This window comes from Pseudomonas migulae (genome assembly GCF_043225285.1).
In the GTDB taxonomy this organism is placed as follows: Bacteria; Pseudomonadota; Gammaproteobacteria; order Pseudomonadales; family Pseudomonadaceae; genus Aquipseudomonas; species Aquipseudomonas migulae_C.
Genome location: NZ_CP171224.1, coordinates 3,697,155 through 3,711,927, shown reverse-complemented (window position 1 = coordinate 3,711,927; position 14,773 = coordinate 3,697,155). Strand labels below are relative to the sequence as shown.

14 protein-coding genes are annotated in these 14,773 nt (G+C 61.6%); 6 read left to right on the top strand and 8 right to left on the bottom strand.

The window, feature by feature from the left end:
• Positions 1–51: 51 nt before the first annotated feature.
• The 4 genes from ACF6ZU_RS16985 to mreB all read right to left on the bottom strand — a co-directional run bounded on the left by ACF6ZU_RS16985 (position 52) and on the right by mreB (position 3,534).
• Positions 52–648: a Maf family protein gene (locus tag ACF6ZU_RS16985; RefSeq protein WP_392885302.1), complete on the bottom strand. Its 597-nt coding sequence runs from the start codon at positions 646–648 to the stop codon at positions 52–54.
• Positions 649–692: 44 nt separating this feature from the next.
• Entirely contained in the window at positions 693–1,184 is a 492-nt protein-coding gene (gene mreD / locus ACF6ZU_RS16980) for a rod shape-determining protein MreD (RefSeq protein ID WP_392885301.1), read from the bottom strand.
• Complete coding sequence (mreC, locus tag ACF6ZU_RS16975) at positions 1,184–2,308, bottom strand: rod shape-determining protein MreC (RefSeq protein WP_392893840.1); 1,125 nt, start codon at positions 2,306–2,308, stop codon at positions 1,184–1,186. Before mreC ends, mreD begins: the two co-directional genes overlap by 1 nt.
• 188 nt (positions 2,309–2,496) lie before the next feature.
• Positions 2,497–3,534 carry a rod shape-determining protein MreB gene (gene mreB, locus ACF6ZU_RS16970; protein WP_002555108.1) on the bottom strand — a complete coding sequence of 346 codons (1,038 nt, stop codon included), beginning with the start codon at positions 3,532–3,534 and terminating at the stop codon, positions 2,497–2,499.
• A 214-nt stretch (positions 3,535–3,748) separates the two neighbouring features.
• On the opposite strand from mreB, the gene gatC reads away from it, so the two are divergent.
• The 6 genes from gatC to ACF6ZU_RS16940 all read left to right on the top strand — a co-directional run bounded on the left by gatC (position 3,749) and on the right by ACF6ZU_RS16940 (position 8,963).
• Complete coding sequence (gene gatC, locus ACF6ZU_RS16965; RefSeq protein WP_392885288.1) at positions 3,749–4,036, top strand: Asp-tRNA(Asn)/Glu-tRNA(Gln) amidotransferase subunit GatC; 288 nt, start codon at positions 3,749–3,751, stop codon at positions 4,034–4,036.
• Between the two features lie 16 nt (positions 4,037–4,052).
• Positions 4,053–5,504 (top strand): Asp-tRNA(Asn)/Glu-tRNA(Gln) amidotransferase subunit GatA, encoded by a 1,452-nt coding sequence (gene gatA, locus ACF6ZU_RS16960; protein WP_392885287.1) that lies wholly within the window; start codon positions 4,053–4,055, stop codon positions 5,502–5,504.
• 10 nt (positions 5,505–5,514) lie between these two features.
• A complete protein-coding gene (gatB, locus tag ACF6ZU_RS16955; RefSeq protein WP_392885286.1) occupies positions 5,515–6,960 on the top strand; it encodes an Asp-tRNA(Asn)/Glu-tRNA(Gln) amidotransferase subunit GatB in 1,446 nt (481 codons plus the stop codon).
• Between the two features lie 142 nt (positions 6,961–7,102).
• Complete coding sequence (locus ACF6ZU_RS16950) at positions 7,103–7,474, top strand: septal ring lytic transglycosylase RlpA family protein (protein ID WP_008037420.1); 372 nt, start codon at positions 7,103–7,105, stop codon at positions 7,472–7,474.
• Positions 7,475–7,524: 50 nt separating this feature from the next.
• Entirely contained in the window at positions 7,525–8,586 is a 1,062-nt protein-coding gene (locus ACF6ZU_RS16945; RefSeq protein WP_392885285.1) for a calcium/sodium antiporter, read from the top strand.
• A complete protein-coding gene (locus tag ACF6ZU_RS16940) occupies positions 8,583–8,963 on the top strand; it encodes a carboxymuconolactone decarboxylase family protein (protein WP_392885284.1) in 381 nt (126 codons plus the stop codon). Before ACF6ZU_RS16945 ends, ACF6ZU_RS16940 begins: the two co-directional genes overlap by 4 nt.
• 128 nt (positions 8,964–9,091) lie before the next feature.
• On the opposite strand, the gene ACF6ZU_RS16935 is transcribed toward ACF6ZU_RS16940, so the two are convergent.
• From ACF6ZU_RS16935 to ACF6ZU_RS16920, 4 genes are all read right to left on the bottom strand, one after another.
• Positions 9,092–10,033, bottom strand: a complete 942-nt coding sequence (locus ACF6ZU_RS16935; protein ID WP_392885283.1) for an AEC family transporter — start codon at positions 10,031–10,033, stop codon at positions 9,092–9,094.
• 191 nt (positions 10,034–10,224) lie between these two features.
• On the bottom strand, positions 10,225–11,778 hold the full coding sequence (garD, locus tag ACF6ZU_RS16930; protein ID WP_392885282.1) for a galactarate dehydratase: 1,554 nt from the start codon (positions 11,776–11,778) through the stop codon (positions 10,225–10,227).
• A gap of 11 nt (positions 11,779–11,789) precedes the next feature.
• Positions 11,790–13,160 carry an MFS transporter gene (locus ACF6ZU_RS16925; protein WP_392885281.1) on the bottom strand — a complete coding sequence of 457 codons (1,371 nt, stop codon included), beginning with the start codon at positions 13,158–13,160 and terminating at the stop codon, positions 11,790–11,792.
• A 166-nt stretch (positions 13,161–13,326) separates the two neighbouring features.
• Complete coding sequence (locus ACF6ZU_RS16920) at positions 13,327–14,772, bottom strand: aldehyde dehydrogenase family protein (protein WP_392885280.1); 1,446 nt, start codon at positions 14,770–14,772, stop codon at positions 13,327–13,329.
• Between the last annotated feature and the right edge of the window lies 1 nt (position 14,773).

Genomic DNA, 14,773 nt, shown 5'->3' with positions numbered 1-14,773 from the left:
GTCTCGTTCAGGCATGTTCACGATAATGGCCGCATCTTGTCAGTACGACGCTCAACGCGCGTTAAGGGTTTGCCAACAGGGTATGCCGAAATGGCCGAGCAGCTCAGCGGTTTCGCACAGCGGCAGGCCGACCACCGCCGAGTAGCTGCCATCGAGGCCGGCGACAAACACCGCGCCCAGTCCTTGAATGCCATAGCCGCCGGCCTTGTCCCGCGGTTCGCCGCTGGCCCAGTAGGCCGCCGCTTCGTCGCGGCCGATGGGGCGAAAACGCACCAGGCTGCGCACCACGCGGGACTCGCAACGCTCACCATCCAGTACGGCAATGGCAGTCAGCACTTCATGTTCCTGCCCTGCCAACATCATAAGCATGGCGCAGGCATCGGCTTCGTCCACTGGTTTGCCGAGAATTTTCCCGTTCAGCACGACGGCGGTATCGGCGCCCAGCACACAGAATTCGCTGTCGGACACAATCGCGCCGCGCCCGGCTTCAGCCTTGCCGCGCGCGAGGCGCTCGACATAGGCCGACGGCGATTCATGATTCAAAGGGGTTTCGTCGATGTCCGCGCTGACGGCGGTGAACGGCACGCCGATCTGCGTGAGCAGTTCACGCCGACGCGGCGAGCCTGAGGCAAGATAAAGCGGTTTCATCAAGACATCTCCCTTGTCGTGGTGTGGGCAAATGCCTGACCGAATCAGTTGATTTTGTAGCGCCGACGCAGACCACGCAAACCGAAGCTGATCCATGGCCAGAGCAACGCGCTGACCAGTGCCGGCAAGACCAGCGCCAGGGTCGGCTGACGGTTGCCGGTCAGGGCGCTGAGCCAGAGTTGAACGAGCTGCGCGAGGCCGAAGATCACCAGGATCACCAGGCTCTGCTGCCACATCGGGAACATTCGCAGGCGTTGTTGCAGGGCCAGCACCAGGTAGGTGATGAGCGTCAGGATCAACGCGTTCTGGCCAAGGAGCGTGCCGTACAGCACGTCTTCAGTCAGGCCCAGACACCACGCGGTGACCATCCCGACTTTCTGCGGCAGGGCCAGGGCCCAGAACGCCAGCAGCAAGGCGAGCCAAAGCGGGCGGAGGATTTCCATGAATTGCGGCAGCGGAGAAACGCTGAGCAGCAAGCCGACGGCAAACGTCAGCCAGATCATCCAACCGTTTCGGGAGGCTTTTACACCGACCATTATTCACGTCCCCCAGTGGTAGCCGGCGCGGAGACAGGCGGTTTGGCCGCCGGTTTCACGGCAGCAGGTTGCGTCGCCGGTGGTTTGGTGGCCGGTGCGGTCGCGGGCGGTTTGACGGCCGGCGCAGTGGCAGGCGCAGTGGCAGGCGGCTTGGCGGCGGCGGGATGTGCGGTAGCTGGCTTGGCCGGTGTTGCAGCGGCCGGTGCCGCAGCCGGAACAGCCGGGGCAGCAGCCGCGGGTGCGATCACGGCAGCCGGTTTCGGCACGGTGGCAGGAATGATCGGCCCGCCACCCTGTGCATCGAGATTTTCCTGCGCTTGAGCGGCGTCGTTGGCACGCTCTTCCGGCGTACGGGTGTCGCTGAACACCAGCAGCAGATAGCGGCTGCGGTTCAAGGCAGCGGTCGGCACCGCACGAACGATGGCAAATGGCTGGCCAGAATCGTGGATCACTTCCTTGACCGTCGCCACCGGGTAACCGGCCGGGAAACGCTGGCCAAGGCCGGAGCTGACCAGCAGGTCGCCTTCCTTGATGTCCGCCGTGTCCGCCACGTGACGCAGTTCCAGGCGTTCCGGGTTGCCGGTGCCACTCGCAATCGCCCGCAGACCGTTGCGGTTCACCTGCACCGGGATGCTGTGGGTGGTGTCGGTCAGCAGCAACACACGGGAGGTGTACGGCATCAACTCGACCACCTGGCCCATCAGGCCGCGGGCATCGAGCACCGGCTGACCGAGGACCACACCGTCGCGCTCACCCTTGTTGATGATGATGCGGTGGGTGAAAGGGTTGGGGTCCATGCCGATCAACTCGGCCACTTCGACCTTTTCGTTGACCAGCGCGGAAGAATTGAGCAACTCGCGCAGCCGAACGTTCTGCTCGGTGAGGGCGGCAAGCTTTTGCATGCGACCCTGCAGCAGCAGGTTTTCGGTCTTGAGTTTTTCGTTTTCGGCCACCAGCTCGGTACGGCTGCCAAACTGGCTGGCCACACCTTGCCATAGCCGCTGCGGCAGGTCGGTGATCCAGTAAGACTGCATCAGCACCAGCGACATCTGGCTACGCACTGGCTTGAGCAGTGTGAAGCGGGCATCGACCACCATCAGCGCGACCGATAGCACGACCAGCACCAACAAGCGCACGCCCAGTGAAGGCCCTTTGGTGAAAAGCGGTTTAATAAGCCGCTCCTCCCAGGCAAATGTTTTGTTTATTCATAAGGCAGACCGGCCTGGATACAGACTGACAGAAGGTAAACGCAAACAGGCAGCACTGCAAAGTGCCGCCTGCGCGCTCAACAGCATAGAAGCAACCCAACGACTTATTCGCTGGAGAGCAGGTCCATGGTGTGTTTATCCATCATTTCCAATGCACGGCCACCGCCGCGAGCAACGCAGGTCAGCGGATCTTCGGCAACGATCACCGGCAGACCGGTTTCCTGGGCCAGCAACTTGTCGAGGTCGCGCAGCAAGGCGCCACCACCGGTCAGTACCAGGCCACGCTCGGCGATGTCGGAAGCCAGCTCCGGAGGCGATTGTTCCAGTGCACTTTTCACAGCCTGAACGATGGTGGCCAGGGACTCTTGCAGAGCTTCCAGCACTTCGTTGGAGTTCAGGGTGAATGCGCGCGGAACGCCTTCGGCCAGGTTACGGCCACGAACGTCGACTTCACGGACTTCGCCGCCCGGGTAGGCCGTACCGATTTCCTGCTTGATGCGCTCGGCGGTGGATTCGCCGATCAGGCTGCCGTAATTGCGACGCACGTAGGTGATGATCGCTTCGTCGAAGCGGTCGCCGCCAACCCGTACGGATTCGGCGTAAACCACACCGTTCAGGGAGATCAGCGCGATTTCAGTGGTACCACCACCGATATCGACGACCATCGAACCGCGAGCTTCTTCAACCGGCAGGCCGGCACCGATCGCAGCGGCCATTGGCTCTTCGATCAGGAACACTTCACGTGCGCCGGCGCCAAGGGCCGATTCACGGATGGCTCGACGCTCAACCTGGGTGGATTTGCACGGAACGCAGATCAGCACACGAGGGCTAGGCTGCAGGAAGCTGTTTTCGTGAACCTTGTTGATAAAGTACTGCAGCATCTTTTCGCAGACGCTGAAGTCGGCGATAACGCCATCCTTCATCGGACGAATGGCCGCGATATTGCCCGGCGTACGGCCGAGCATGCGCTTGGCCTCGGTGCCGACAGCAACGACACTTTTCTGGTTACCGTGTGTCCGAATAGCCACAACCGATGGCTCATTCAGGACGATTCCGCGCTCGCGCACGTAAATAAGGGTGTTGGCAGTGCCCAGGTCAATGGAAAGATCGCTGGAAAACATGCCACGCAGTTTCTTGAACATGGGAAAGGGACCCTAGGCAACGCGTGGGTAAAAAAGTGCGGCAAACTCTAACAACGACAGGGATTTTGGGCAAGGCGCCAATATGTTAAATTGGCCGCTTTTCTGTGCACCAACCCCCACAATCGCGGCCTTATGACCGTAGAAATGCGGTAGTGTTCCGACAATCTAACACACGGATAGCATCCGTTCTGTATTCCTTCCACTGGAGAATCCCATGACGCTTGAACGCTCCGACGTGGAAAAAATCGCTCATCTGGCCTGTCTGGGCCTCAATGATGGCGATCTTCCACACATCACTTCGGCCCTGAACAGCATTCTGGGACTGGTCGACGAAATGCAGGCGGTCAATACCGACGGTATCGAGCCGCTCGCCCACCCACTGGAAGCCAGCCAGCGCCTGCGCGCAGACGTCGTGACCGAGACCAATCATCGCGAGGCCTATCAGTCCATCGCACCAGCGGTCGAAAACGGCCTGTACCTGGTTCCGAAAGTCATCGACTAAAGGGAAAGAGCCTGCAATGCATCAATTGACTCTGGCCGAGATCGCCCGCGGACTCGCCGATAAAAAGTTTTCTTCCGAAGAGCTGACCAAAACCCTGCTGGCGCGTATCGCCCAGCTCGATCCTCAGCTCAACAGCTTCATCAGCCTCACCGAAGACCTCGCGCTCCAGCAGGCCAAAGCCGCTGACGCACGCCGGGCCAATGGTGAGAGCGGTGCCCTGCTCGGCGCGCCGATCGCCCACAAAGACCTGTTCTGCACCCAGGGCATCCGCACCAGCTGCGGTTCGAAGATGCTCGACAACTTTAAAGCACCGTACGACGCCACCGTCGTCGCCAAGCTGGCGGCTGCCGGCGCAGTGACGCTGGGCAAGACCAACATGGACGAATTCGCCATGGGTTCGGCCAACGAGTCGAGCTACTACGGCGCGGTGAAAAACCCGTGGAACCTGGAACACGTTCCGGGCGGTTCGTCCGGTGGTTCCGCCGCCGCAGTTGCCGCACGCCTGCTACCGGCCGCGACCGGTACCGACACCGGCGGCTCGATCCGCCAGCCTGCCGCACTGACCAACCTCACCGGCCTGAAACCGACGTACGGTCGCGTTTCGCGCTGGGGCATGATCGCCTACGCCTCCAGCCTCGATCAGGGCGGCCCTCTGGCGCGCACCGCCGAAGACTGCGCGATCCTGCTGCAAGGCATGGCCGGTTTCGACCCGCAGGACTCCACCAGCATCGACGAATCTGTTCCGGACTACAGCGCCAGCCTCAACGGCTCGCTGCAAGGCCTGCGCATCGGCGTGCCGAAGGAATATTTCAGCGCTGGTCTCGACCCGCGCATCGCTGACCTGATCATGGCCAGCGTGGAAGAGCTGAAAAAGCTCGGCGCCGTGATCAAGGAAATCAGCCTGCCGAACATGCAGCACGCAATCCCTGCGTACTACGTTATCGCCCCGGCGGAAGCGTCTTCCAACCTGTCGCGTTTCGACGGCGTGCGTTTCGGCTATCGCTGCGAAGACCCGAAAAACCTGATCGACCTGTACAAGCGTTCCCGTGGCGAAGGGTTCGGCCCGGAAGTGCAGCGCCGGATCATGGTCGGTGCCTACGCCCTGTCGGCCGGTTACTACGACGCCTACTACCTGAAGGCGCAGAAGATTCGTCGCTTGATCAAGAACGACTTCATGACTGCCTTCAACGAGGTCGACATCATCCTCGGCCCGACCACGCCGAACCCGGCCTGGAAGCTCGGTGCCAAGAACAGCGATCCGGTTGCTGCGTACCTGGAAGACGTCTACACCATCACCGCCAACCTCGCCGGCCTGCCGGGCTTGTCCATGCCCGCCGGTTTTGTCGACGGTCTGCCGGTCGGCGTGCAGCTGCTCGCCCCGTATTTCCAGGAAGGTCGCCTGTTGAACGTTGCCCATCAGTATCAGCAAAACACTGACTGGCACACCCGCACCCCAACCGGCTTCTGAGGAGAAACACATGCAATGGGAAGTCGTGATCGGGCTGGAGATTCACACCCAGCTCACCACCCGGTCGAAAATCTTTTCCGGTAGCTCCACCACTTTCGGTTCCGAGCCGAACACCCAGGCCAGCCTGGTTGACCTCGGCATGCCTGGCGTTCTGCCGGTGCTGAACCAGGAAGCGGTGCGCATGGCGGTGATGTTCGGCCTGGCGATTGACGCCGAAATCGGCCAGCACAACGTGTTCGCCCGTAAAAACTATTTCTACCCGGACCTGCCCAAGGGCTACCAGATCAGCCAGATGGAATTGCCGATCGTCGGCAAGGGCCACCTGGACATCGCTCTTGAAGACGGCACGGTCAAGCGCGTCGGCATCACCCGTGCGCACCTGGAAGAAGACGCCGGTAAAAGCCTGCACGAAGAGTTCAACGGCGCCACCGGCATCGACCTGAACCGTGCCGGCACGCCGCTGCTGGAAATCGTCTCCGAGCCGGATATGCGCAGCGCCAAGGAAGCGGTGGCTTACGTCAAGGCGATCCACGCGCTGGTGCGTTACCTCGGCATCTGCGACGGCAACATGGCCGAAGGCTCGCTGCGCTGCGACTGCAACGTGTCGATCCGTCCGAAAGGCCAGGCCGAGTTCGGCACGCGCTGCGAGATCAAGAACGTCAACTCGTTCCGCTTCATCGAGAAGGCGATCAACACCGAAGTGCAACGTCAGATCGAACTGATCGAAGACGGTGGCAAGGTGATCCAGCAGACTCGCCTGTACGACCCGAACAAGGACGAAACCCGTCCGATGCGCAGCAAAGAGGAAGCCAACGATTACCGTTACTTCCCGGACCCGGACCTGTTGCCGGTGGTCATCGAGAACTCGTTCCTCGACGACGTGCGGGCGACCTTGCCGGAACTGCCACCGCAGAAACGCGAGCGCTTCCAGGAGCAGTTCGGTCTGTCGGTCTACGACGCCAGCGTCCTGGCCACCAGCCGCGAGCAAGCCGATTACTTCGAGAAAGTCGTGAGCATCAGCGGCGACGCGAAGCTGGCGGCCAACTGGGTGATGGTTGAACTGGGCAGCCTGTTGAACAAGCAGGGCCTGGACATCGAACAGTCGCCGGTCTCGGCCGAGCAACTGGGCGGCATGCTGCTGCGCATCAAGGACAACACTATCTCCGGCAAGATCGCCAAAGTGGTGTTTGAAGCCATGGCCAATGGCGAAGGCAGCGCTGACGAGATCATCGACAAACGCGGCCTCAAGCAAGTGACCGACAGCGGCGCGATCTCGGCGGTGCTGGACGAAATGCTCGCGGCCAACGCCGAGCAGGTCGAGCAATACCGCGCGGCAGACGAAGCCAAACGCGGCAAGATGTTCGGCTTCTTCGTCGGCCAGGCCATGAAAGCCTCCAAAGGCAAGGCCAACCCGCAACAGGTCAACGAACTGCTGAAAAGCAAGCTCGAAGGCTGATGAGCATGGAGCCAGTATTCAAGCCTGGCTCTACCCCCTGTGGGAGCGAGCCTGCTCGCGATGGTGTGTCAGCTGCATTGATGCCGGCTGACACACCATCGCGAGCAGGCTCGCTCCCACATTTGTTTCTGGAAACCATTGAATGAAGCGTCTACTGGGGGCCTGCGCCCTGCTCTCGCTGCTGGCCGGTTGCGCCAGCACCGATGTTGTCGACCCTCACGGCTACGACCAGACGGGCGTGGCGTCCTACTACGGCGCCAAACACCAAGGCAAACGCACCGCCAGCGGTGAACGTTTCGACAAGAATTCCATGACCGCCGCCCACCGCCAGTTACCTTTCGGTACGCGGGTGAAGGTCACCAACCTGAAAAACGACAAATCCTGTGTGGTCCGTATCAACGATCGCGGGCCGCATACTCGCGGGCGTCTGATCGACTTGTCTCACGAAGCCGCCGAGCAACTGGGCATGATCAAAAGCGGCACCGCACGGGTTCGCGTGCAAGCCCTCGACTGACTCACGGAGCCCCGACCATTTTCGGACTTGCCGACTTACCCCTGCTCAGCGTGATTGAATTGCTCAGCGGGCTGGTGCTACTGATCGCCGGCGCCGAGTTGATGGTGCGCGCCGCCGTGCGCGTCGCCGCGCGACTGCATGTGCGGCCACTGATCATCGGCCTGACCATCGTCGCCCTCGGCAGCAGCGCCCCGCAAATGGCAGTCAGCCTACAGGCGACGCTCGCGCAGAACGCCGACATCGCCGTCGGCAGCGTGATCGGCAGCAGCATCTTCAACATCCTCGTCACCCTCGGTCTCTCGGCGCTGATCGTCCCGTTGCGGGTTTCGCGGCAGCTGGTGCGCCTGGACATTCCATTGATGATCGGCGCCAGCCTGCTGGTGTTCGTCCTCGCCTGGAATGAAGAACTGACCCGCGTCGATGGCGTGATGTTGCTGACCGCGCTGGCACTCTATTTGGGGCTGTTGCTGCGACAGTCGCGGCACTCGGCCCGCCCGCAATCGATCCCTCACCAAGGCCCTGAAGTGCCGTGGCTCAGCAGCCTGCTGATGATCGTCGCCGGCCTCGCAATGCTGGTGTATGCCGGGCACTTGCTGTTGGGCGCCGCGGTGTCGGTGGCCACCGACCTTGGGCTGTCGGAACGGATCATCGGCCTGACCATCGTCGCGGTCAGCACTTCCCTGCCGGAACTCGCCACCTCGTTGATCGCAGCGTTGCGCGGGCAACGGGACATTGCCGTGGGCAACGTGATCGGCAGCAACCTGTTCAACCTGCTGGGCGTGCTGGGCGTTACCGCGCTGGTGGCGCCGTCGCCGTTGTCGGTCTCGCCCAATGCGCTGGATTTCGATTTGCCGGTGATGCTCGGCGTCGCGGTGCTGTGCCTGCCGATGTTTTATTCCGGCTACCGGGTGACCCGTGCCGAAGGTTTGCTGTTTCTGGGTTTGTACCTGGCCTATGGGCTGCACGTGGTGTCGTTCACCACCGGCATGCCCCTGGCCGGCAAGCTCGAACACCTGATGCTGTTTTTTGTCCTGCCGGCGCTGATGGCGTTTCTGCTGTTCACGTCGTTGCGCGCCTGGCGTCGCCAACACCACAAGAGGGAATTGCCATGACCGAGCATAAGAAACCCGGCGTTGAAGTGCGCCGCCAAGTGATGGGCGACGCATTCGTCGACCGCGCCTTGGGCAACGCCACCGAATTCACCCAGCCGCTGCAGGATTTCGTCAATGAACATGCGTGGGGCAGCGTGTGGAATCGTGAAGGCCTGCCGCTGAAAACCCGCAGCCTGATCACCCTGGCCGCACTGACCGCGCTGAAGTGCCCGCAAGAACTGAAAGGTCACGTGCGCGGTGCGCTGAACAACGGTTGCACCGTGGAAGAGATTCGCGAGGCGCTGCTGCACTGCGCGGTGTATGCCGGTGTGCCGGCGGCGATCGATGCGTTTCGGGCGGCGCAGGAAGTGATCGATACCTATCAGAAGCCCGAGTAAATACCCGGATTTTTTAGCGTCAGTAACATAGCTATCGCGAGCAGGCTCGCTCCCACATTTGGAATGCATTCCCCTGTGGGAGCGAGCCTGCTCGCGATGAGGCCCTGCAAAACACTGCAAATTCCGAACTAGATCCACCCACCCCACTGCAACAGGAAGATCCCGACATTGGTGGTCACCGCCGCCATCAGCGTGGTGATCACAATGATCGCTGCCGCCAGTTCATGATTGCCATTGGCCGCCCGGGCCATGACAAAACTGGCCGCGGCGGTCGGGCTGCCGAAGTACAGGAACAGAATCCCCAGCTCCGCCCCGCGAAAGCCCCAGAGCCACGCGCCCAGCGTCGCCAGGACCGGCAGGCCGATCATCTTCACCAGGCTTGAACTCAACGCCATCGAGCCGCTTTTGCGCATCGCCGCCAGCGACAGCGTGCCGCCGATACAGATCAACGCCAGCGGCAGCGTGGTTTGCGCCAGGTACTGCCCGGACGTCTCCAGCCACCCCGGCAAACCGATCTTGAAATACGCGAACGGCGCCGCCGCGAACACGCTGATGATCAGCGGGTTGATCATCACGCTCTTGCAGATGCTCCACGGATCGGACTTGATCACCGGACTGTAGACCGCCAGCACGATGGTCGACAGCGTGTTGTAGAACAGGATCACCAGCGCCGCGAGAATCGCCCCGAGGGAAATCCCGTAATCGCCGTACATACTCGCCGCCAGTGCGAGGCCGATCACGCCGTTGTTGCCGCGAAAGGCGCCCTGGGTGTAGATCCCGCGGTCTTCACGCGGACACTTGAAGATCGCCCAGCCCCAGGCGATGGCAAAGCTGACCAGCGTGGCAATCGAGAAATAGATCAGCAGCGACGGTTGCAGCGCCGCGTGCAGGTCGGCATGCAGGATGCCCAGAAACAGCAACGCCGGCATAGTGACGTTGAACACCAGGGCCGACGCGGTGTGGATGAAGTTGTCGTTGATCCAGTTGATGCGCTTGAGCAGCACACCCAGAAACAGCATGGCAAACACCGGCGCGGTGATGTTCAGGGTTTCGAGGAAGATAGCCAGCATGCCGGGGGTCACCTTGGGTGGGCGTCGTTAGGGGGCTAATGATAAGCCACCCAGGGCGTTGGCGTCTGGTAGACCGCTATCGCCGGCAAGCCGGTCTCGCTCCCACATTTGTCCGGTGTCGAACACAAAATCTGTGTACGACCAAAACCCACTGTGGGAGCGAGCCTGCTCGCGATGCAGCCGCCTCGGTATCAGGTAATCGGCGCCGGGTTGAACAGGGTAATGTCGTTATGCAGCTTGTGCCGCTCCGACCACGTCTGCTGCTTCCCGCTCGCCACGTCCAGGTAGTAATGGAACAACTCCCAGCCGAGGTCCTCGATCGACGCCCGCCCGGTGGCGATCCGCCCGGCATCGATGTCGATCAGGTCCGGCCAGCGTTGCGCCAGTTCGGTCCGGGTCGACACCTTCACCACCGGCGCCATCGCCAGACCATACGGCGTCCCGCGCCCGGTGGTGAACACATGCAGGTTCATCCCCGCCGCCAACTGCAACGTCCCGCAGACAAAGTCACTGGCCGGGGTCGCGCAGAAAATCAGGCCTTTGCGCTTGAAGCGTTCGCCAGGGCCCAGCACGCCATTGATTGCGCTGCTGCCGGACTTGACGATCGACCCGAGGGACTTCTCGACAATGTTCGACAACCCGCCCTTCTTGTTGCCCGGCGTGGTATTGGCGCTGCGGTCCGCTTCGCCCTTGGCCAGGTAACGGTCGTACCAGTCCATTTCCCGCACCAGTTCCTGGGCGACTTCCTCGGTTTCCGCACGGGACGTCAGCAGGTAAATCGCGTCACGCACTTCGGTGACTTCGGAAAACATCACCGTCGCGCCCGCCCGCAACAACAGGTCAGAGGCGTAACCCAGAGCCGGGTTGGCGGTGATGCCGGAGAACGCATCGCTGCCGCCGCACTGCATGCCGAGGATCAGCTCGGACGCCGGCACGGTTTCCCGGCGACGCTGATCGAGCTTCTTCAAGCGGGTCTCGGCCAGCTCCATGATCTGTTCGATCATCTCGGTAAAACCGTGACTCGAATCCTGCAGGCGATACAGCCACGGATCGCTCAGGTCCACCGAGCTGTCGTTCTCGTGCATCACCTGCCCGGCCTGCAATTTCTCGCAGCCCAGGCTGATCACCAAGGCTTCGCCACCCAGGTTCGGGTTGCGCGCCAGGTTGCGCACGGTGCGGATCGGGATGTACGCGTCGGTGGCGGTAATCGCCACGCCACAGCCGTAGCTGTGGGTCAGCGCGACCACGTCATCGACGTGCGGGTACTTGGGCAGCAACTCGTCCTTGATGCGCTTGACCGCATGATCCAGAACGCCCGTGACGCACTGCACCGTGGTGGTGATCCCGAGAATGTTGCGCGTGCCGACGGTGCCGTCGGCGTTGCGGTAACCCTCGAACGTGAAGCCTTCCAGCGGTGCCTGCGCCGCCGGCACTTCGGTGGACAGCGGCAGGCTGTCCAGCGGTGGCGCGGTGGGCATGCGCAGTTGATCTTCCTTGACCCAGCTGCCGCGCGGAATCGGCTGCAACGCGTAGCCGATGGTCTGGCCGTAACGAATCACCTGGCCACCCTCGGGAATGTCTTCGAGGGTGACTTTGTGGCTCTGTGGCACGAAGTCCACGGTCACCAGGCCATCCGCAAATTCGGTGCCGGCCGGCACGCCCTGGTCATTGACCACGATCACGACGTTGTCCCGCTCGTGCAGGCGGATGTAGCGCGGCGAGTCGGAATGTTCAATCAACTGCATGACGCCGCTCCTCAGGAATGCGCTTGTGACAATTTGTTGTTGGTTTCAGGGCCGCTCACAGGCGGCTCTTTGAGTACCACACGCTTGATCGGACCCACGATCACCAGGTAGCTGAACACTGCGACCAGTGCGTTGCAACCGACAAACACCAGGGCCCATTTGAACGAACCGGTGGAGCTGATGATGTAGCCGATGACGATCGGGGTGGTGATCGACGCGATGTTGCCGAAGGTATTGAACAGGCCACCGCTGAGACCGGCGATCTGTTTCGGCGAGGTGTCGGACACCACGGCCCAACCCAGCGCACCCACGCCTTTGCCGAAGAACGCCAGGGCCATGAAGCCGACGACCATCCATTCAACATCGACATAGTTGCAAGCCACGATGCTGCTGGAGACCAACAGACCGGCAATGATCGGCGCCTTGCGGGCGAAGGTCAGCGAGTGGCCCTTGCGCAGCAGGTAGTCGGAAATCACGCCACCAAGCACACCACCGATAAAGCCGCAGATCGCCGGCAAGGACGCGATGAAACCGGCCTTGAGGATGGTCATGCCGCGCTCCTGCACCAGGTACACCGGGAACCAGGTCAGGAAGAAGTAAGTGATGCCGTTGATGCAGTATTGGCCGAGGTACACGCCGAGCATCATGCGGTTGGTCAGCAACTGGCGGATGTAGTCCCACTTCGGACCATCGACTTTCTTGCCTTTGCCTTTGTCCTGGTCCATGTCGACCATGCCGCCGTTGTCGGCGATGTGTTTGAACTCGGCGTCGTTGATCATCGGGTGCTGGCGCGGGCTGTAGATAACCTTCAGCCAGATGCCCGAGAAGATGATGCCGATCACGCCCATGACGATGAACACGTGTTGCCAGCCGAAGCTGTAGACGATCCAGCCCATCAGCGGGGCAAACAACACGGTGGCAAAGTATTGCGCCGAGTTGAAGATCGCCGAGGCAGTGCCGCGTTCAGCGGTCGGGAACCAGGCCGCGACAATGCGTGCGTTACCGGGGAAGGATGGCGCTTCGGCCAGGCCCACCAGGAAGCGCAGCATGAACAGCGCAACCACCGCCGTGGACATGCCGAACTCGCCGACATAACCCTGCAGCACGGTGAACAGCGACCAGGTGAAGATGCTCAACGCATAGATTTTTTTCGAACCGAAACGGTCCAGCAACCAGCCACCGGGAATTTGCCCGGCCACGTAGGCCCAACCGAATGCAGAGAAGATGTAGCCGAGGGTGACCGCGTCGATGCCGAGGTCTTTTTGCAGGCTGGAGCCGGCGATGGCGATGGTAGCCCGGTCGGCGTAGTTGATCGTGGTCACCAGAAACAGCATGAGCAGGATCAAATAGCGGACGTGAGTCGGCTTTTGGGTCGATTGCATGTAGATGTACTCCCACTGATTATTTTTATGCGGGTAATAACGATGTTGATTTTCTGTGGGAGCGAGCCTGCTCGCGATGGTCGTCAACGATGACGCGGGGTATCAGGCTGAACGCCGCGTCCTCAAGACCATCGCGAGCAAGCTCGCTCCTACAGGGGTATTGCGTTTACGAACCGATGTAGCTGGTCTTCACGACCGTGTAGAACTCTTGCGCATAGCGACCCTGCTCGCGCGATCCATAGGAAGAGCCTTTACGCCCACCGAACGGCACGTGGTAATCCACGCCCGCCGTCGGCAGGTTGACCATCACCATCCCGGCCTGGGAGTGGCGTTTGAAGTGGTTGGCGTACTTCAGCGACGTGGTGGCGATACCCGCCGACAGACCGAATTCGGTGTCGTTGGCCATGGCCAGCGCGGCGTCGTAATCCGCGACGCGAACGATGTTGGCCACCGGGCCGAAGATCTCTTCGCGGCTGATGCGCATCTCGGCTTCGCTGTCGGCAAACAGCGTTGGCGCGAGGTAGTAGCCTTCGGTGTCGCACGTCACCAGACCGCCGCCACTGACCAGGCGCGCACCTTCGGACTGACCGATGTCGATGTACTTCATATCCTGTTCAAGCTGCGCCTGGGAAACGACCGGACCAATGTCGGTACCGGTTTTCAGGGCGTGGCCAACCTTGATCGACTTCATGCGCTCGGCCATGGCTTCAACGAACTTGTCGTGGATGCCGGCGGTGACGATGAAGCGGCTCGACGCAGTGCAACGCTGACCGGTGGAGTAGAACGCGCTCTGTACCGACAGCTCGACCGCTTGCTTGAGGTCGGCGTCGTCGAGAATGATCTGCGGGTTCTTGCCACCCATTTCCAGCTGAACCTTGGCCTGGCGCGAAACGCAGCTGACCGCGATCTGACGACCGACACCGACGGAGCCGGTGAAGCTGATGCCATCGACTTTGCGGCTTTGTACCAGCGCATCGCCAACCACGCGACCGCTGCCCATCACCAGGTTGAACACGCCAGCCGGGAAACCTGCGCGGGAGATGATTTCCGCCAGGGCCCAGGCGCAGCCCGGTACCAGATCCGCCGGTTTCAGCACGACGCAGTTGCCGTAGGCCAGGGCCGGGGCGATTTTCCACGCAGGGATGGCGATCGGGAAGTTCCACGGGGTGATCAGACCGACCACGCCCAGGGCTTCGCGAGTGACTTCGACGTTGACGCCCGGGCGTACCGACGGCAGGTAGTCGCCGGACAGACGCAGGGTTTCACCGGCGAAGAACTTGAAGATGTTACCGGCGCGGGTCACTTCACCGATGGCTTCAGGCAAGGTCTTGCCTTCTTCACGGGCGAGCAAGGTGCCGAGCTCTTCGCGGCGGGCCAGGATTTCGGTACCGACTTTATCCAGCGAATCGTGACGCGCCTGGATGCCCGAAGTGGACCAGGCCGGGAACGCCGCGCGAGCAGCGTCGATGGCAGCGTGGACTTGAGCCAGGTCAGCCTTGGCGTATTCGCCGATGGTGTCGGTCAGCTCGGACGGGTTGATGTTGGCGCAGTATTCGCTGCCGGTAACCCATTCACCGTTGATGTAGTTATCAAAACGCTTTGCATTTGCCACT